The sequence below is a fragment of the Pontibacter lucknowensis genome (assembly GCF_900156415.1).
Classification (GTDB): domain Bacteria; phylum Bacteroidota; class Bacteroidia; order Cytophagales; family Hymenobacteraceae; genus Pontibacter; species Pontibacter lucknowensis.
On the sequence record NZ_FTNM01000003.1, the window covers coordinates 372,159 to 389,465 of the forward strand.

Sequence of the window (17,307 nt, forward strand, 5' to 3'; positions counted from 1 at the left end):
AAACTATAAAATGATCTCTTTATAAGTTTTGCGGTAGTTTTCGTATTGGGCCAGCAGCTTTGCGAAGTTACTTCTTACGTTATCGTACTGGTCATGTTTTATGTCATGCTCCAGGATTTTGGCTAGCTCGGCCACCTGGTTGATGCCAAGTGTAAAGCCGGTCCCCTTAAGTTGGTGCAATGTACTTAAAATACTTTTGTATTGTTGTGCCTCCAGCTCTTTTTTGGCCTCTTCGAGCAATTCACCAGCTTCCTGTTCAAATTCCACATACAACTGGCGCGCAAATTCCGCCCCTCCAATCTCTTTGAGTTGCTCTGTAATGGCCAGGTCGATCACAGGTATGGTATCGTCCTCCGAATCATCGTCAATGGCTGCAGTAAGTCCACCGGCTTTGTCGCGCTTCCAGTTCAGCTCATGCCATCTCATGATCACTTTGTACAAGTCTGAACTTTTCACCGGTTTGGAGATATAATCATCCATGCCCTGGCTCATAAACTTCTCGGCATCTTCGCGCATCGAGTAGGCAGTCATGGCTACTACCGGCGGACTGTCATTGCCCAGCTTCTCCTGGATAATTGAAGTAGCCGTTACGCCGTCCATTTCAGGCATCTGAATGTCCATGAACACCATGTCGTAGCCGTTGTTAAGCGCCCTGTCTATGGCTTCGTAGCCGTTGGAAGCAACGTCGGTGCGACATCCCAGTCGCTCCAGCAACTTGAAGGCCACTTTCTGATTGATCTGGTTGTCATCTACCAGCAGTACATAAGGTGAGAAGTCCAGCACCTCGGCTTCGGCGTTTTGCAATTGCATGCGCTGAAGCTGTGCTTCCACTTCTTCGCTGTTGGCTTTCTTCACCTTGATCGTGAACCAGAAGGTGCTACCGTCATTCGGTATCGATTCCACCCCGATGTCACCACCAAGCAGGTGGGTGAGCTGCTTCGAGATGGCCAGACCGAGGCCTGTGCCGCCAAAGGTCTTGGTGGACGAGTTATCAAGCTGGGTGAAGTCAGTGAAGAGCAGTTTCTGGTCTTCGTCGGTTATACCTATACCTGAGTCCTTCACCCGCACTTTCAGCATATACTCCTGACCTTTCTTCAGTGGTTCGGCATCTACATGTATGCTCACTTCGCCTTCGTTCGTGAACTTAATGGCATTAGAAGTCAGGTTGGAAAGCACCTGCAGGAAGCGCGTTTCGTCGGTGAGCACATAGCGTGGTGTCTCCGGCGTTATCGTGTAGGTAAAATGCAGGTCCTTTTGCTGGGCCCGGTTTGCAAAGAGCGAGTGTATCTTGTTGAGCGTGTCATGCAGGTCCATGCCGCTCTCGTGCAGCACCAGCTTACCAGCCTGCATCTTCGACAGGTCGAGGATATCGTTCAGGATCGCCAGCAGGGCATCCGAAGACTTGCGCAGCGTATCGATGTACTCTTTCTGCTCCTCGTCGTTGACGATCTGACTCAGCAGATCGATCATACCAATGATACCGTTCATAGGTGTGCGCAGTTCGTGACTCATGTTGGCCAGGAACTGTGTTTTCACCTTGAGCAGGTTCTCCGCTTCTTCTTTGGCCTTGAGCAGCGCTACCTGTGTGCGTTTTAGTTCTGATACATCGCGCAGCACACCTTCCATACCGGCAGGCTGTCCTTGCTGGTCGTAGGTGAGGCGTGCATCGAGCAGTACGGTTTTAATAGAGCCGTCTTTGCAGACCATTTCTATCTCGAAGTCACGAATGCTCTCCTGTTCCAGTACCCGCTCTTTTACCAGCACCCGATCAGCTGCATTGGCATACAGTTGCTCTGACGAAATAAGCTGGACTTCCTGTTCATTATACCCCAGCAAGTTGTAAACTGAAGGGCTGACCAGCTCAAAGGCACCACCCATGGTGGTGCGGTAATACACGTCCTGGAAGGACTCGAATATACTACGGAACTTCACCTCACTCTGTGCCAGCGCCAGCTGCGAGCGTTTCTTATCTGTGATGTCAAGGGCTATACCTGATATCTCCTCAAAGCTTCCGTCTTCCAGGTAGATCGGGTTCAGGTATACCTCTCGCCAGCTTTCCGGATTGTGTAGGTGCACTTCAAAATGCTGCGGTTGCCCATTGAAGGCGAGCACATACTTCTCTTTCCAGAACTCAAAAGAGTTCTCGTGGAAGTTCACCACATTGCTATCGTTGAGCCTGGTGTAAAGCTCCAGTTCCTGCCCGCTTCTGTTGAAGAAGGCTGTCGCAAAGTTTTGATTGAATGAGGTGAGCTCAAACTCTCGATTGAGGGACCACATGTGATGCGAGCCCGATTCAAAGATGGCGTTGAGACGGGCATTCTGATTGTTGATCTGCTCTTCGTTACGCTTACGCTCAATGGCAAGTGCCACCTGATTCGAGATAAAGTGCAGGATCTCGATGTCGGTATGCACATAGGCATTCGGGTCCTGGTAGTCCTGCAGTGTGATCACCCCGATAATGCGATCGCCGATGGCCAGCGGGGAACAAAGGATGACCTCAGGTATAGCGCCATGTATGGTGATGTCCTGCTCCCGGGCCAGGTCCAGGAGTTCCGACTTCTGCATGTAAAGCGGCTTGCCTGTCTCGATGATATACTCTGACAGACCGTGTGAGAACTGCCGGCGCATTTGCGTCTTGGACGATTTGTCCACAAACTGATCGACCAGGTAGGCAAAATGCAGGTGGCGGTGATCGTTATCGCAGAGCGCAATGTAAATGTTGCGCGTCTCAATGATCTTGCTCAGTTCGCGGTGAATAGCCGAGTAAAGTGAGTTAAGGTCCTTGCTGCTGATGGCCAGGTTAGCAATACTGTAGTATACCTTCTGCAGGCGCTCGGCCTTGATGCGGTCGGTGATATCGTGCAGGATGGCGCGCGTTGCCACCGGACGACCATCTTGCCAGCTGCAGGTAATGGAACCGATCAGGTGTACGGGCTTACCGGCCTTGGTCAGGAACACGGTTTCCATCTTGTTCACATTCTCACCCTTGTACAGATTGCGCAGTTGGTAGATCAGCTTGGCCTTGTAATAAGGGTGCACGATGTCGTTGAGCGTGAGCGACTCAATATCATGATCGGTGTAGCCCAGACGGTCTTTCCAGGCTTTGTTCACGAAGATGAACTTATTGTCTACCGAGATATTCTGGATCAGGTCGTGCGCATTGTCGAAGAGGTCCTGCAGACGGATCTTATTGTCTTTCAGAGCCTCCATGGCAATACGCTTATCGGTCATGTCCTTGCCCACGCTGGTCAGGCCAATCAGGTCACCTTCGGGGCCGTACTCAAACATGCAGTTCCAGCGCACGGTCTTCACCTGGCCTGACTTGGTGATCAGGTCACGCTCGTAATAGGAGTTGAGCTGGCGCGTTTCGATAGAGCGTCTGAAGTCGGCAAAGCGTGTCTCGCGATCAGGCTCAGGCACTAGCAGTTCGTAGAAATTCTGCCCGATCAGCTCCTCGCGTGAGTACTCCACATAGGTCAGGAAGTAATCATTGGCGTAGGCGATGTTGCCGTTTTTGTCGAGGCTATAGTAGATTAGATTTACTTTCTCCAGGAAGCTGCGGAAATGGGCCATCGACTCGCGGGCGATTTCCTCGCGGCGCTTGGAGTTCTGCACCTGCTTGCGTTGGGTAATGTCGCGCTTGAACACCAGAATGTGGTATGCGCCGTCGATCATCACGCGGTTGAGGTTGAGCTCCGTGTCCATGGTTGTGCCATCTTTGCGGATGTTCTTCCAGTCAACAGTGATCGGTTTCCCGTTCGCCATCAGCTGCTCGATCAACATGGCCGTTTTCTCTGTCGAGCGCATGCCGTCCGGCTGATACTCCGGAGAGTAGTCGGTTGGCGACTTCCCAACCAACTCGTCGCGGGTACAGCGGAAATACTCCAGTGCCTTTTCGTTGCAGTCTACCACAATGCCATCCCGGAAAAGCAGGATCGCGTCGTAAGTGGACTCAAACATGATTTTATACTTGTCCTCGGTATGGGAGAGCTTGAGCTGCAGATCGTGTTTGGCGATGTAGTTGCCAATGGCGCCCCCGATAAAGTCGAGCAGCGACATAAACGACTGGGTAATTTTGGCATCATGCCCTGGCCATACCAGCAGGAGTGCCGTTAGGCCGGCCTCTGAACTGACAGGCAGTACGGTCAGGTGCTGACCCAGCAAATCTTCCATTTGCTGAATGGTGTCGTGCAGGGCTTTGCGGCGGTCAGGTTTGGCAAGTTGCTCAGCCTGCGTCACCGGCAACGGAATAGAGGCCGGGAGGTAGCCGGATGGCGTCTCGCCTGTGTTATAGGAAAGAAGCGCTTTGCCAGAAGTAGCATCGTAGGTATAGACGGCACCACCGATAACATCGGTCTTGTCCAGCAATTCGTTCAAGGTATAGCGCAGCACATCTTCGCGGCTCTCGGAGCCCGACAGATTCGTAATCAGGTGGTTGACGAATTCGAGCTGGTGATTGCGGAAGCGCACATTGCGTTCCGCACCAACTGCCTCGTACAGGTTCTTGGCAGAACCGAAGATGACGGTCTGGCCATTGAAACTGCCCTTTTTCAGGGAGATCTCAACTGGCATCAGTTCCTGCTCTGTTTCACGAAGCCACCACTCAAAGCGCTGTGGCTCTCCTTTCAGGGTAGTCTGCAACTGGTTGCGCAGGGCTACCCGCTCAAACAGGTTGAGTTCAAACTGCTTGAACAGAGATTTTCCGATGATCTCCTCTTTTTTCAACTGCACCAGGTCCGAAGCGCTTTGGTTAATGTCGATGAAAATACCATCGTGATCGAGGACAAACAAAGGCTCTGCGCTGTCGTCGAACAGGTTATGATAACTCGCGTCATCAGCTTCTGCGGCTGCATTCTCCGGGATGTCAAAGCACAGGAAAGCCTGCCCCTGAAACTGCAGTTGCTGACAGTGGAAGGTGCTTAGGTTGCCCTGACGGTCTTTTATCTTTCCTATCGCTTTATCGTTTTGAACCAGCGAAACCTTTAAGGCCGCAAAATCATCTTCATCAGCCAGGCCAACCAGCGGACGTATAGCTACACCCTGCTCTACAGGGAGTATGGTTTCGGCTTTGGTGTTGGCAGCAAGCAGCTCCCCTGCAGCGGAAGCAACAAGCAGGGCATGGTCAGCAGGATAGAGCTGACCAAGCACCTGGAGCAGGTTCTCAGCAAGCATTGTCAGGCTTTCAGTAGTTTGTTGGCTAGGTATCAGTGGCATCTGGTGTAGTTCCGTTGTCGTTTAAACCCATAAATTAGTAAAAAAACAAAAGCAATGGCACTTTTGCTTCCTGAATAACAAGAAAGGGAGTTAATTTGTGGCATAAACACGAAGTATATTGTCTGTCCCGCCCATGTCTGCAACGCCATCCCCCCGTTTCCTGATCGTAGTTGTTGGTCCTACTGCCGTGGGCAAAACCGCCCTCTGCGTGCGCCTGGCGCAGCATTTCGGCACCGAGATCATCTCGGCTGACTCCCGCCAGTTCTACCAGGAGATGTCGATCGGCACGGCCAAACCTACCCAGGAGGAGCAGCAAGGTATACGGCATCATTTTGTGGACTCGCACCCGATCACAGAAACCTACAATGCAGGCGCTTATGAGCAGGATGTGCTGGCCCTGGCCGGACAGCTGTTTCAGCGGCACGAGGCCGTGATCCTGACAGGTGGCTCAGGGCTGTACGTGCGAGCGGTGACTGATGGGATGGACGAAATGCCTGAGGCAGATCCTGCCGTGCGCGAAAGTCTGACCGCCCGTTACCAACAGGAGGGACTACAGCCATTGCTGGAGCAGTTGCAGGAACTTGACCCCACGTATTATGAGCGGGTAGACAAGGCCAATCCGCAGCGTGTTATACGTGCGCTGGAGGTATGCCTTTCAAGCGGACAGCCTTACTCGGCTTTCCGGAAAGCAGGTACCCGGGAGCGGCCTTTTCATATCATCAAGATCGGGCTGACGCGCGACCGGCCGGAACTGTACGAGCGCATCGACCGCCGCATGGACCTGATGCTGGAGCAAGGCCTGCTGGAAGAAGCCAAAAGCCTGTACCCCTACCGTGCGCACAATGCGCTGCAAACTGTGGGCTACAAAGAGATATTTGATTACCTGGAGGGGCAGTATGACTGGGAGGAAGCGGTGCGCCTGCTCAAACGCAACAGCCGCCGATACGCCAAGCGGCAACTCACCTGGTTTCACAAACACGCCGACTATACCTGGTTTCATCCGGAGCAGTGGGATGAGATACTACGTTTTATCAGGCAGCAGATGCAGGATGCAGCACAAGGGAAGGTATAGAAACGGCGCGGCCGGCTATTGTGAAAGCCGGCCGCGCCGTTTTCAGGTATAGCCTGCTTATACCGACAGAATATCCACCATTTTGGTGAAGTTCGGGTTGATTAGTTTCTGCTTGGTAATGGTCTCGATGAAAGGTGTGTATACCAGCTCGCGGTTAATGATACCGGCCATTTCGTTGGTGCGCCCAGCCATCAGGCCTTCCACGCAGGCGATACCAAGTTGACTGGCCAGCATACGGTCGGCCGCAGTGGGCGCCCCGCCGCGCTGCACGTGGCCCAGTATCGTTACGCGGGCATCCATGTTCGGTATCTGCTGCGATACTTTCGCGGCGATCTCCGTGGCGCTGCCTTCTTCGTCGCCCTCTGCCACAATCACGATAAAGGAAGTCTTGGACCGGCTCCAGCCGGCTTTCAGCTGCTCAATCACAAAATCGATGGAAGTATCGGTCTCCGGGATCATCACGATCTCAGCGCCGCCACCAATAGCGCAAGGTATAGCAATATAGCCTGAGTCACGGCCCATCACCTCCACAAAAAACACCCGCTCGTGGCTGTCAGCTGTGTCGCGTATCTTGTCGATGGCGTCAAGGGCTGTGTTAACGGCCGTATCGTAGCCAATGGTATAGTCCGTGCCATACAGGTCGTTGTCGATGGTACCGGGTGCTCCGATGGTTGGGATGCCGTACTCCTCGTAAAATATGTTAGCCCCGGTAAAGGTGCCGTCACCGCCGATGGCCACAAGTCCTTCAATGCCATGGGCTCTGAGCTGTTCGTAAGCTGCCTGCCTGCCTTCCTTTGTCAGAAACTCTTTGCTGCGTGCCGACTTAAGTAGGGTGCCGCCTTTCTGTATAATATTACTCACAGTTATCGACTCCATCTTAAAGATGTCGCCCTTGATCATACCGTTGTATCCTCTTCTGATACCGTAAACTTCCAATCCGTAATATACGGCTGTCCGTACAATCGCCCGGATGCATGCGTTCATGCCCGGCGCGTCGCCTCCTGATGTAAATACTCCAATCCTCTTCATAAAGAGTTGCTTTTTAATGGGTTCCCTGTCGAGGCCCGGTTCCGGCCTCTTTCGATTGATCGCTACAGTACACGTGTGCGATTTTATGAATCTGCAAGGTATACATTTGTTAATTTAAGTGGAAATAAAAAAAGAATACAAAAGCATAACTAATAAGATAGTAAAAACCGTATGAAAAGCATCATCGCCTACAGACTGCAAATAAGAAAAAAGCGTTTATACTATGGGTGCTGCAAAAATAACCGGCAGGGTATAGCTATACTTATTGCATTCGTTATTAATTTGTTATGAAATAGTAAACAAGTCAAAAAGGGAATTGTATGTTTAGTTTTTTTGAAAGCGAGGCAGAGAAAAAATTAAAGAGCCACATCACCAACCTCGGTGCTCTAGCCAAGGCGGATGGTCATGTGGATCCCACCGAAATGGATTTTATAATTGCCATCGGTGAGCGCCATGGCATGAAATCAAGTGAAGTGCGTGACCTGCTTTCGAACGTGCAAGCTGTAAAACCCCAGTTGCCCTCTAATGATACGGAGCGCTTCGACCAGATCTACGACCTGGTGGAGATGATGCTGGCCGATGGCATAGTCGATGAAAGTGAAATGGAGTTCTGCGTCAACATGGCTGTGCGGCTCGGTTTCAAGAAATCCATCGTAGGGGTGCTGGTGCGCAAAATCTCCATTGGGGTAAAAGACGGGCTCTCCCGCGAGGAGATACGGCAGGATGCACAGGCCTTCCTGAATTACTAAAAAATGATCGCATGAAAAATCTGCGTGTTTGGAACGGGGCTATTTTGGCTGCTTATGCCATGGCACTGTTACTACTTGCTTACTTCTTTTTTGCCCACGAGCTACACCTCATTTCCTACGAGGCTACCTTACTTTCCGAAGATTTCATTCTGCGTTTTTTTGCCTTCTGGTTCATCAGCTTTCTGCTGACAATCATGGTATACTTGCTCAACCTGAGCCTGAACTACCTCTGGCTACCCCGTCCCGAAAAAGTCGTGGCCATGCAGGCCGGTAAATTGATTCTGGCTATGGGACTCTCTGCGGCCTTGTTTGCAGTAGTTTTCGTGACGCTCAGCGGACTGCAGGAGTAATTTTACATAGGCCAGAACACAGGCACCAGCACCAGTATCACAATCACCAGCAGTAAGGTAAGTGGAGAGCCAATCCGGATAAAATCCCAGAAGCGGTACTTGCCCGGGCTGTAAACCAGGATACAGGCCGGCTCAAAAGGCGTTACCAGCGATACCGAGGCCCCCAGCATAATGGCAATGGCAAAGGAACGTGGATCGGCGCCAAGCTCTATAGCGGCTCGTAAGGCCACCGGTATGACCACCAGCGCCGCCGCCGCATTGGACATGGGCTGTGTCAGCAGCACGGTTAGAATCACAAAGCCCGCCAGTATACCTGTTCGGCCACCAATAGGCTCCATCACCTCCACAATACCCTGTGCCAGAAATTCGGCTGCACCGGAATTTTCCATGGCCGCCCCGAAGGCCGTCATACCTCCTATCAGAATAAGCAGGCGCCAGTCTATGGCATTGTAAGCTTTCTCGGTACTGATCGCCCGCAGCAGGATACTCACGACAGCTGCAGACAGAAAAGCAATGGAGAGTGGAAGCACTTGCAGCGTACCTGCCAGTATGGCCAATGCAAAGCTGATGATCACGATAAGCCCCTTCTTCTTTTTGTAGAGCACCGGCTCAAATTCGTCGAGCACGGCAATATGGTTTGAGTTGCGGACCTGCTCGAAGCGCTCAGGTGCGCCCTGTACCAGTAGTACATCGGCCATGCGCAGCCTGATGCTGCCTATCTTGCTGCGCAGCGTTTCACCGTGGCGCGATACGGCCAGCACTACCAGGCCGAAGCGCCGTAAGAACTCCGACTCCTTAATGGTGCGGTTGATCAAGTTGGACTGCCGCGTGATCATGATCTCTGCCAGCCGGATGTTTTCCGTCTCGAGGTCTTTGGAGATGAGTGCATCGGCCATAATCTGCAGTCCCTTGGTCTCTTTTACCTTCATCAGCGTGTCCACATCTCCTTCCACCAGCAGAATGTCATTGGCACGGATACGGGTACGGAAGTCGGGCAGGAAGTTCTCCTTGGCACGGATAACATTGAGCATGCGCAGGTTCAGCGTGGTCAGGTCAGAGGCAAACACCAGCTGTCCGACGAGCGGCGAATCGGGTAGCACCACCACCTCGGTGACATACTTCTGCAGCTTGTACTCTTCGGCCAGTTCCTGGTCGACGTGGCTTGGCAGCATGCGCTGCCCCACGGTCATCATGTAGACCATGCCCACCGCGAAAATGATGAAGCCTATACCTGAGATCTCAAACAGCCCGATCGGCTCCAGGCCTGCCTTGGCAATATAGCCGCTCACTGCCACGTTGGTGGAAGTGCCGATCAGCGTGCAGGTACCTCCTAGGATGGCAGCATAGGCTAGTGGCATGAGTAGTTTGGAGGCACTCAGGTTGATCCGCTTCGAAAGACCAATAAGCGGTGTGATGAACATAGCCGTAACGGTAGTGTTGTTCATGAAAGCCGAAACCACCCCTGTCACCAGCATAATGGTCAGCAGCATCAGGTTATTGCTTTGCTGGGCCAGTCGCACGAGCCGCACCACGGCAAAATCAAGGATACCGGTTTCTTCGAGGGCCGCACTGAGTATGAAGATAGAAGCGATGATGATGATGAAATCACTGCTGAAGCCGGCGAAGGCCTCTTCGGGACTAATGATGCGCAAACCCGACAGTATGATCAGTATGAGCAGGGTGACCAGTTCAACAGACACCTTTTCGGTCGCGAACAGCACAACCGCTATCACCAGCAAGGTCAGTACAATGGCTATTTCCATAGAGGATAATTGGGAAGTCACACCGGATATAAGGTGTAGCAACGGCTTTTACGTGACAAAGCCGCTCCCGATAGTCACTCAGAGGAAAATATTTACGGCACCCTTTGCCTATACCTGATCAGGGCAGTCTGCTGGTATACCTGCCAGGTATGGAAAATTAAGCTAATGCTTCATCAATAGACCTCAGGATGATCTGGCAAGCTTCATGAATCTGCTCCTCTGTGATGGTAAGCGGCGGTGCAATGCGCATGGAGTTGTCACAGAACAGGAACCAGTCAGTCAGCACACCATTCAAAATAGCTTGGTCGATCACCGCTTTGAGTACTTCAAACGACTCAAACTCTGCGGCCATCATCAGCCCCTGGTTGCGGATCTGTTTGATGCGTGGGTGCACCAGCAGTTGCTTAATCAGTTCAGCTTTCTGTGCGACGCCTTCCAGCAGGTTTTCTTCCTGAATGACCTGTAGTGTGGCAAGGGAGGCAGCGCAGCTGACCGGGTGCCCGCCAAAGGTAGAGCAGTGGCCCAGGATGGGATCAGTTTTGAAAGCGGCCATGATTTCCTGCGGTGCGATGAAAGCACCAATCGGCATACCGCCTCCCATCCCTTTGGCGCATACCAAAATATCGGGCTCTATGCCGAACTGCTCAAAGGCCCAGAAGGTACCCGTTCTGCCGAAGCCACATTGTATCTCATCCAGAATCAGCAGCGTGCCCGTTTGATTGCAGCGCTCTCGTAGTCTCTTCAGATAATCCTGATCCGGCACACGGACACCAGCCTCGCCCTGCACAGTCTCTATCAAGACTGCAGCTGTGCGCTTCGTTATTTGCTCCAGATCAGCGATGTTATTGTAATGAATATGGCGCACGTCAGGAAGGAGCGGGCGGAAAGCATTCTTAAAACTTTCACTGCCGTTCATGGAAAGGGCACCCTGTGTAGAGCCATGGTAGGCGTTGTAGCAGGAGATCAGCTCGGTACGGCCTGTGTAGCGTTTGGCCAGTTTCAGGGCACCTTCCACAGCCTCCGCCCCGGAGTTGAGCAGGTAGGTGTTGTTGAGTCGATCAGGCAGTGTGCCGCTCAGGGCATGGGCCAGCTGTACCTGCGGCGCCTGCACAAACTCCCCGTATACCATCAGGTGCATGTAGCGGTCGAGCTGGTCGTGTATGGCCCGCAGTACCTTTGGGTGCCGGTGCCCCACGTTGCTCACGCCTATACCTGAAATAAGGTCAATGTAGCGATGGCCTTCGCTGCCATACATGTAAACCCCCTCTGCCTTCTCCACCTCGATCATCAGCGGAAAGTCGCTTGTCTGTGCCTGATGCTGCAAAAACAGCTGTCTCAATGATACCATGCCGCAAAGGTAGGCAATTTTGGAAGCTATCGCAGCATGGCACTCATACCTCCGTCTACTATCGTGGTCTGGCCGGTGATGTAACTCGCTGCGTCTGAGCAGAGCCAGAGTATGGCGGCAGCTGCCTCCTGCGGGTCTGCAATTCTTTTTTGAGGGATATATGAAAGGTACATCTGCTCAATTTCCGGTACTTTAGTTTGGTCTCCGTTTACCTGCGACTCAAATGCCTTTTGCAGCATGGGTGTGCGGTGAGCACCAGGAGCAAGCACATTGATCCGGATATTGGCAGTTGCCACCTCCTGGGCGGCTGATTTTGCAAGCGCAATGATTGCTGCCTTGGCTGCTGAGTAAAGCGAACCCATGGCAGCTCCTCCCAGTCCGTTGACACTGGCCACGTTGACAATGGCTCCTCCCGAGGGTTTCTGTTCGAGCATCAGCTTTATTTCCTGCTTCATGCAAAGCCATACGCCGCGCAAGTTGGCCCCCATGGCATCCTCATATTCATGTGGTTCAAACTCATGCAGGGGTTTGCCTATACCTGACTCCTGGGCAGCATTGTTCACGGCTATGTCCAGGCGACCGAACCTGTTTTGTATCTCATGAAAGAGCGCGAAGATCGTGTCGTTATTGCTGTTGTCGGTTTGTATGTAGACGGGTTGAAGCGTGGACGAAGGGAGGGTAGCTAGTGCAGTGTCTCCACGTTCTTTATCGCGACCTGTCACAATAACCTGTGCTCCTGACTTTGCCAGCAGTTGAGCGGTGGCCAGGCCTATACCTGATGTGCTGCCAGTCACAAGCGCCACCTTGTCCTGAAAGTTATACTGTACCTGTTCCATAGCTTATTTTTCTCTATCATAACGTGAATAAGGCTCAATCGCTGCAGTAATTTGTAGCAAGCCGGAAAAATGGGCGCTGTCGGGTTTTCCAACTTTACCCCGGATATCATTTATACTTGCCTGCCTGCCTTGCGTATAAAAATGGAAGGCTGGTAAAGGATACCGGCTTTATATGTTGAACTTTAAAAAGGAGGATCAAATGCCACAAGGAGATAAATCATCTTACACAGATAAGCAAAAACGCAAAGCAGAGCATATTGAAGAAAGCTATGAAAAGAAAGGCGTGAGCCACGACGAAGCTGAGAAGCGAGCCTGGGCTACTGTAAACAAACAGGACGGAGGCGGCAAGAAAAGCGGCTCCGGAAGAGGCAAATAAATAATTAGAATCAAAAAGGTATAGAAGAAAGGCCGGAAGCGTTTGCTCCCGGCCTTTCTCGTCTATGGGTAATTGTTGGTATGTGCATGCGGATCATCTTCCTCCAGGGTGGCTGGCACGGTAGGCGGTATACCTTGCAACGGCCTGTTGTGTGAGAAAGGCCGCTCTCTCATTGCGGGTGATGTTTTCTTTCCTTTGCTAGTTTTGTGATTGCGGCGGGAGTATGCTACCAGCGCTACACCTGCCAGAGCGACAAGACCAGTGGCGGCCAGTACTTTGGGGATGGTGTTGTCCGGAGCAGGCGGCACAGAGAGCACCCCTTGCTCATCAGCAATAGCGGGCTCGTGCACGTAGCGGCCATGCCCGGGTACAGCCACAGACCAGAAGTCCTTTACCAGGCTTTCAAGCTGCTGCATTAGCTGTGCACCCTCCATAGGCAAACCATGCCCTGTGGCAGCCACACTCGGATTCAGCTCCATGAGCTTTTCCACGGAATGATGCGCCGCGCCCCAGTCGGAGGTATAGTATTTGGGTGGCCCATGCACTTCACGTTTCTGCGTCATCACAGCCAGCATCGACTCGCCGTGCCGCGTTATGAAGGCGTCGCCCGCCAGCAACACGCGGTCACTTTCACGGAAGAAGGAAACATGTCCGGCTGTGTGCCCCGGCGTATGGATCCAGCGCCAGTCTGGCAGACCGGGCACGGAGCCGTCGGTTGGCAGCAGCTCGAGGTTCTCGTGGATGTCTATCGGCTTTTTGGGGTATAGGAATGACATGTAAGCCATACCGCCACCGCCTACACTTGGGTCTGGTGGTGGATAAGACGACTTGCCATTCAGGTAGGGCATTTCGAGGGGGTGGGCATAGACTGGCACATCCCAGTCGTGGGCCAGCTCTTTTAGAGCCCCAATGTGATCGAAGTGGCCGTGCGTGAGCAGAATGGCTTTGGGACGCTCCCCGCCAAACAGCTCATCCACCACACTCCTGATCTTGGGAGCGGCACCGTACACACCGGCATCTACCAACACCCAGGAACCATCCTGGGAGGTGATAAAGAAGAGATTGACAAAGACAGTCTTAAGTCCCCAAACTCCCGGAGCAACTGGAAAAGCCTGTTTGCTTTCGTGTGTTGAGGTACGATAAGTAGTTTCCATAGGCATGCACCATTTTTTATTTGTGAAATGATATTACGGGCGGAATACTATAGTACGGCTGCCGTCGTAATTGGCTACAGTAAACAGGCATATTAGGCCTTAGCTTGGTTAACTGCCACAATTGCCGTGTCAGCCAGCTGCTTTTGCTGACAATATGGTGCGGAAAAGAACTTAGTGCAGATGCAGGTGTCATGCCAAACAAAGGCACACTTTTTGTGTTTAATTCTATGCAGGCCTTCACTAAATTTAATGTGGGCAATGTTTCCTGATTGGCAGGAATTATTTATCTTTCTGAAAACGTTACATACACATGGTAAATTTATTTGTTCCCCCAAGCTATATGGCTGTCTACGCGAAGTGTGTGGATGCGTCGATGCCGGCTTTCGAACCGGAAGAATGGATCGAGGAAGGGAGAGTGTATCCTGTGAAGCACTTTACCGAGCCCCTCAACCAGGGTGACGGCTTTGCCGTGACAATCATGGATGAGGACGGTGTCGAGATTCATCCTTCTTCTTCGCACTGGAGTTTTGCCTCCACCAGGTTTGAGTTATACACCCTACATTTGAATTAATATCAAAACCGCTGATATTTTCGTTAACCAAAAGGCTGCCCCGGCAGCCTTTTTTCATTGCCAAAGGTATGGAGTAGATCTATGTTGAATATTACTGAGTTTAATTCGCTTTCGCCCCGGGAGCAGGCCGCATTGGTGTTGGAGCAAGGGCGATACCTGCATCACATCATCCGCGGATGGTGTAAAATTGATTTGTACTGGTTTCATAATTACTACGTGGAGGTGTGGTTCCTATACGATCTTAAAACCATTGGGCTAGTGCGCGCCCTCACCAACAAAGCCTCCCTGGATCCTTACCTAGAAACGATCAAGTTAAGAGTGAAGACCTGATAACAGGTACAGCAGCAAGAATGGGTATAGGAATGCTTTGTTTATACAACTGATCTGGACAGGTATAGCAACTGAATAAAAGCTGAAAGGAGAGGGGTTCGCCGGAATTTGATACTTTTGCAGGTATACGGGACTCGTATCTTCTAAAATACAGACAAATGAAAAAAGCCCTACCAAAGAAAGATATTCTGTTAATCAGCACATCAACCACCCACGGCACTGGCTACCTGGAGCACTGCCAGAATGAGATAAAAGAACTGCTGGGTGACCGCAAGAGCATCCTGTTTATCCCTTATGCCCGTCCGGGTGGCATTTCCCATACTGATTATTCTGCCAAAGCACGCGAAGCATTTGAAGCGATGGGCATCAGGTTAAGCGGCGTGCATGAGGCGGAGAATGCGGTTGCAGCAGTAGAGCAGGCTGAAGCAGTGTTTATAGGCGGAGGCAATACGTTTTTGTTGCTGCGTCAGCTTTATGCCAACAAAATAATCGAACCACTGCAGAAGCGGGTCGAGCAGGGGATGCCATACATGGGCACCAGCGCTGGCACCAATGTGGCAGGCAAAACAATCGGTACGACCAACGATATGCCGATCGTGTTCCCGAAATCATTTGATGCGCTGCAACTCGTGCCTTTCAACATCAACCCACACTATCTTGATCCGCTTCCTGACTCGACACACATGGGCGAGACTCGTGAAACCCGCATTCAGGAGTTTCATGTGCACAATCGTCAGCCTGTAGTTGGTTTGCGGGAAGGCAGCATGCTACGTATAAAAGGGGAGAAAATAAACCTGCTGGGCCCACACTCAGCGCGCATCTTCCTGCAGGGGAAGCTAGCAATGGAGTTTAAGCCGACCGATGATATCAGCTTTCTGCTGGAGGCTTACTAAGCACAAGCCCGGTAAAAATGCAAAGCCCCTGCTAATGGTATAGCAGGGGCTTTTTGCTGAAAAAAACAAGGCAAAATGCCAGGTCCTTTTGCTGTTCTCACTATAATTATCTATTCAAAAAAAACTACTGTGCTTTGTTGTTGGCCTCCAGCTTTTTGAGGAGGAGCTTTGTAAACTCGCGCTCACTGCGGTAGAGTTTGATGATCTGGTTAGAAGAGATCACACGCTGGTAACGTGCCACATATTCCTTCTCCAGCTCCAGTTCTCTTTCGCGGGTGCTGAACATACCGTCCAGACGGGCTTTCGCTTCCTGATCACTCAGTTGGTCCACGTCTTCGCGGTAGCCGCTGCGGTAGGAGCGTACCAGTTCGCGACGCTTGGTTTCGTACTCGTTGTAAAGCGGCCAGAACTTTTGCGATTGTTCGGCGGTCAGTTCCATCTTGTCAGTCAGAAAGGCCACTTTGGCGGCTTCTACGTTTTTGTCCTGCGGGCGGCCCGACTGAGCCATGGCTGCCGTGCTGCCAAACGTGAAAGCGCAAAAAAGAAGTAAAATAAAGGGCAATCTTTTCATGTGTGAATTAGTAGTCAATCGTATCCAATCGGTAATATTCTAGTTCCTCTTCGGCAGCTGTTGAGCTCACGTTCAAAAACTCGGCTGTCATTTCAGGGTTAGATAGTGTAGTCATATCGGCAAAATCAGAACTCTCCAGCACAGCGTAAGTGCTTAGGTAATCCATGATCGCTTCGTCGCCAACGGTGGCCAGCACAACACCCGGTTCCTCTTTTTCCTGACGCAGTTGCGAGAAGTACACGATACCTGCGACCAGTAGTAACACCAGAGGAGCCATAGCCAGTTTGAGCGGCTTCCAGGCGGCTGCATACCAGGGCGCAGGGCTATACCCGGCGCCAGCGGTGCGCTCCATGATCTGCGCAGGCAGTCTGTCGAAGTACTTATCCGGCACCTCGTAGATGTTGCGCTTGGGCAGGTCGCTTAGTTTAAAATCGTTTTTCATATTCAATGTACTTATCAGTTAGATAGCGGTAGCGCTCTATAGTTTAATCTTGTTTAATAAATTCTTCAATTTTTTTTACGGCATGATGATAAGATGCCTTCAAAGCACCGACTGATGTGCCCAGGATTTCAGAGATTTCCTCGTACTTAAGTTCGTCGTAATACTTCATGTTGAAGACCAGCCTTTGCTTGTCAGGGAGTCTCAGCAAAGCCTTTTGAAGTTTGAGCTGGATCTCGTCCCCATCAATGCTGGGAGAGGAGTCGATCTTCTCGGTGAGCTCTGCGGCCACATCGTTTATGGGTAAAAAGAATTTTTTGCGCTTACTCGAAAGGAAGGTAAGGCACTCGTTGGTGGCGATACGATAGAGCCAGGTATAAAGCTGCGCATCCTGCCGGAAATTCTCCAGATTCTTCCATACCTTGATGAAAACCTCCTGCGTGAGGTCATCGGCGTCGTCATGGTCAATCACCATCTTCCGAACGTGCCAGTAAATTTTTTGCTGGTACTTCCGGATAAGCTGGTTGAAGGCCAGATTTCGGCTATCAGGGTTAGCGAATTTTTCTAGGATCTCTTTGTCTTCCACGTGTCAGGTAGCAGGGGCAGGGCGAT

The 17,307-nt window shown here is 51.6% G+C and carries 16 protein-coding genes; 7 read left to right on the plus strand and 9 right to left on the minus strand.

From position 1 onward, the window contains the following. Positions 1-3 precede the first annotated feature (3 nt). On the minus strand, positions 4-5,214 hold the full coding sequence (locus BW972_RS12430) for a PAS domain S-box protein (protein WP_076422371.1): 5,211 nt from the start codon (positions 5,212-5,214) through the stop codon (positions 4-6). Positions 5,215-5,347: 133 nt separating this feature from the next. On the opposite strand from BW972_RS12430, the gene miaA reads away from it, so the two are divergent. Next, the gene (miaA, locus tag BW972_RS12435; RefSeq protein WP_076422372.1) at positions 5,348-6,286 is read left to right on the plus strand and encodes a tRNA (adenosine(37)-N6)-dimethylallyltransferase MiaA; all 939 of its coding nucleotides are present in this window, start codon (positions 5,348-5,350) and stop codon (positions 6,284-6,286) included. Between the two features lie 57 nt (positions 6,287-6,343). Here the strand turns inward: miaA and pfkA are convergent, their stop codons facing one another. Continuing rightward, a complete protein-coding gene (gene pfkA / locus BW972_RS12440; RefSeq protein ID WP_007653772.1) occupies positions 6,344-7,315 on the minus strand; it encodes a 6-phosphofructokinase in 972 nt (323 codons plus the stop codon). A 320-nt stretch (positions 7,316-7,635) separates the two neighbouring features. On the opposite strand from pfkA, the gene BW972_RS12445 reads away from it, so the two are divergent. Together BW972_RS12445 and BW972_RS12450 are read left to right on the plus strand one after the other, a co-directional pair. Further along, positions 7,636-8,064, plus strand: a complete 429-nt coding sequence (locus BW972_RS12445) for a tellurite resistance TerB family protein (protein ID WP_007653771.1) — start codon at positions 7,636-7,638, stop codon at positions 8,062-8,064. 11 nt (positions 8,065-8,075) lie between these two features. After that, positions 8,076-8,414: a hypothetical protein gene (locus BW972_RS12450; protein ID WP_076422373.1), complete on the plus strand. Its 339-nt coding sequence runs from the start codon at positions 8,076-8,078 to the stop codon at positions 8,412-8,414. 2 nt (positions 8,415-8,416) lie between these two features. On the opposite strand, the gene BW972_RS12455 is transcribed toward BW972_RS12450, so the two are convergent. From BW972_RS12455 to BW972_RS12465, 3 genes are all read right to left on the minus strand, one after another. Further along, the gene (locus BW972_RS12455; protein ID WP_007653769.1) at positions 8,417-10,177 is read right to left on the minus strand and encodes an SLC13 family permease; all 1,761 of its coding nucleotides are present in this window, start codon (positions 10,175-10,177) and stop codon (positions 8,417-8,419) included. Between the two features lie 157 nt (positions 10,178-10,334). Further along, complete coding sequence (locus BW972_RS12460) at positions 10,335-11,525, minus strand: aspartate aminotransferase family protein (RefSeq protein ID WP_076422374.1); 1,191 nt, start codon at positions 11,523-11,525, stop codon at positions 10,335-10,337. 26 nt (positions 11,526-11,551) lie between these two features. Continuing rightward, a complete protein-coding gene (locus BW972_RS12465) occupies positions 11,552-12,361 on the minus strand; it encodes an SDR family NAD(P)-dependent oxidoreductase (RefSeq protein ID WP_076422375.1) in 810 nt (269 codons plus the stop codon). Between the two features lie 199 nt (positions 12,362-12,560). Here BW972_RS12465 and BW972_RS19965 point away from each other — a divergent pair, with 199 nt between their 5' ends. Next, positions 12,561-12,737: a hypothetical protein gene (locus tag BW972_RS19965; RefSeq protein ID WP_040574356.1), complete on the plus strand. Its 177-nt coding sequence runs from the start codon at positions 12,561-12,563 to the stop codon at positions 12,735-12,737. A gap of 62 nt (positions 12,738-12,799) precedes the next feature. Here the strand turns inward: BW972_RS19965 and BW972_RS12475 are convergent, their stop codons facing one another. Continuing rightward, a complete protein-coding gene (locus BW972_RS12475) occupies positions 12,800-13,891 on the minus strand; it encodes an MBL fold metallo-hydrolase (RefSeq protein ID WP_076422376.1) in 1,092 nt (363 codons plus the stop codon). A gap of 340 nt (positions 13,892-14,231) precedes the next feature. On the opposite strand from BW972_RS12475, the gene BW972_RS12480 reads away from it, so the two are divergent. The 3 genes from BW972_RS12480 (at position 14,232) to pepE (ending at position 15,685) form a co-directional block, all read left to right on the plus strand. Beyond that, complete coding sequence (locus BW972_RS12480) at positions 14,232-14,462, plus strand: hypothetical protein (protein WP_101445357.1); 231 nt, start codon at positions 14,232-14,234, stop codon at positions 14,460-14,462. An 81-nt stretch (positions 14,463-14,543) separates the two neighbouring features. Further along, complete coding sequence (locus tag BW972_RS12485; protein ID WP_007658202.1) at positions 14,544-14,792, plus strand: hypothetical protein; 249 nt, start codon at positions 14,544-14,546, stop codon at positions 14,790-14,792. Between the two features lie 158 nt (positions 14,793-14,950). Further along, positions 14,951-15,685 (plus strand): dipeptidase PepE, encoded by a 735-nt coding sequence (gene pepE, locus BW972_RS12490; RefSeq protein WP_076422377.1) that lies wholly within the window; start codon positions 14,951-14,953, stop codon positions 15,683-15,685. A gap of 124 nt (positions 15,686-15,809) precedes the next feature. Here the strand turns inward: pepE and BW972_RS12495 are convergent, their stop codons facing one another. Genes BW972_RS12495 through BW972_RS12505 form a run of 3 tightly spaced genes read right to left on the minus strand, consistent with a single transcriptional unit; the run spans position 15,810 to position 17,281 of the window. After that, positions 15,810-16,256, minus strand: coding sequence for a hypothetical protein (locus BW972_RS12495; RefSeq protein ID WP_076422378.1), 447 nt, complete (start codon positions 16,254-16,256; stop codon positions 15,810-15,812). 7 nt (positions 16,257-16,263) lie between these two features. Continuing rightward, positions 16,264-16,698 (minus strand): hypothetical protein, encoded by a 435-nt coding sequence (locus BW972_RS12500; RefSeq protein WP_007658196.1) that lies wholly within the window; start codon positions 16,696-16,698, stop codon positions 16,264-16,266. 43 nt (positions 16,699-16,741) lie between these two features. Next, positions 16,742-17,281 carry an RNA polymerase sigma factor gene (locus tag BW972_RS12505; protein WP_007658194.1) on the minus strand — a complete coding sequence of 180 codons (540 nt, stop codon included), beginning with the start codon at positions 17,279-17,281 and terminating at the stop codon, positions 16,742-16,744. Positions 17,282-17,307: the final 26 nt, after the last annotated feature.

What these genes read in the sequence shown, in the direction of transcription:
- BW972_RS12430 (WP_076422371.1), bottom strand. Translation starts at nt 5,214, where the DNA reads ATGCCACTGATACCTAGCCAACAAACTACTGAAAGCCTGACAATGCTT.
- miaA (WP_076422372.1), top strand. Translation starts at nt 5,348, where the DNA reads ATGTCTGCAACGCCATCCCCCCGTTTCCTGATCGTAGTTGTTGGTCCT.
- pfkA (WP_007653772.1), bottom strand. Translation starts at nt 7,315, where the DNA reads ATGAAGAGGATTGGAGTATTTACATCAGGAGGCGACGCGCCGGGCATG.
- BW972_RS12445 (WP_007653771.1), top strand. Translation starts at nt 7,636, where the DNA reads ATGTTTAGTTTTTTTGAAAGCGAGGCAGAGAAAAAATTAAAGAGCCAC.
- BW972_RS12450 (WP_076422373.1), top strand. Translation starts at nt 8,076, where the DNA reads ATGAAAAATCTGCGTGTTTGGAACGGGGCTATTTTGGCTGCTTATGCC.
- BW972_RS12455 (WP_007653769.1), bottom strand. Translation starts at nt 10,177, where the DNA reads ATGGAAATAGCCATTGTACTGACCTTGCTGGTGATAGCGGTTGTGCTG.
- BW972_RS12460 (WP_076422374.1), bottom strand. Translation starts at nt 11,525, where the DNA reads ATGGTATCATTGAGACAGCTGTTTTTGCAGCATCAGGCACAGACAAGC.
- BW972_RS12465 (WP_076422375.1), bottom strand. Translation starts at nt 12,361, where the DNA reads ATGGAACAGGTACAGTATAACTTTCAGGACAAGGTGGCGCTTGTGACT.
- BW972_RS19965 (WP_040574356.1), top strand. Translation starts at nt 12,561, where the DNA reads ATGCCACAAGGAGATAAATCATCTTACACAGATAAGCAAAAACGCAAA.
- BW972_RS12475 (WP_076422376.1), bottom strand. Translation starts at nt 13,891, where the DNA reads ATGGAAACTACTTATCGTACCTCAACACACGAAAGCAAACAGGCTTTT.
- BW972_RS12480 (WP_101445357.1), top strand. Translation starts at nt 14,232, where the DNA reads ATGGCTGTCTACGCGAAGTGTGTGGATGCGTCGATGCCGGCTTTCGAA.
- BW972_RS12485 (WP_007658202.1), top strand. Translation starts at nt 14,544, where the DNA reads ATGTTGAATATTACTGAGTTTAATTCGCTTTCGCCCCGGGAGCAGGCC.
- pepE (WP_076422377.1), top strand. Translation starts at nt 14,951, where the DNA reads ATGAAAAAAGCCCTACCAAAGAAAGATATTCTGTTAATCAGCACATCA.
- BW972_RS12495 (WP_076422378.1), bottom strand. Translation starts at nt 16,256, where the DNA reads ATGAAAAGATTGCCCTTTATTTTACTTCTTTTTTGCGCTTTCACGTTT.
- BW972_RS12500 (WP_007658196.1), bottom strand. Translation starts at nt 16,698, where the DNA reads ATGAAAAACGATTTTAAACTAAGCGACCTGCCCAAGCGCAACATCTAC.